Source organism: Polynucleobacter sp. AP-Nickl1-40-C4 (assembly GCF_035012665.1).
Classification (GTDB): domain Bacteria; phylum Pseudomonadota; class Gammaproteobacteria; order Burkholderiales; family Burkholderiaceae; genus Polynucleobacter.
On record NZ_JAYGQR010000037.1, the window covers coordinates 1 to 255 of the forward strand.

1 protein-coding gene is annotated in these 255 nt (G+C 44.7%); it reads left to right on the forward strand.

The genetic code is table 11. The features are described 5' to 3' along the window. The coding region (locus VC182_RS11665; RefSeq protein ID WP_323485382.1) for a hypothetical protein at positions 1-255 on the forward strand (255 nt) is incomplete at both ends.

Genomic DNA, 255 nt, shown 5'->3' on the forward strand with positions numbered 1-255 from the left:
AACTATTACATTGCCGATGTGACTTTCCCATTGGTTGCGGATATTACATCTCCACCACAAACCATCAATAACATGGCAATTGTGCAGCAGCAGGTTGCTGCGGAAGCCCCACAAGAGCGTCCAACAGGCTTAATTAAAAAGGGTGAAATTATCTACGTCCGCGACAAGGATAATCTCCCTGAGTATATGCAGGCTATTGAAGTGCCATCATCCGGCGCATTTAAATTCCCTGTTCCGGATCAAATTATTCAAGAG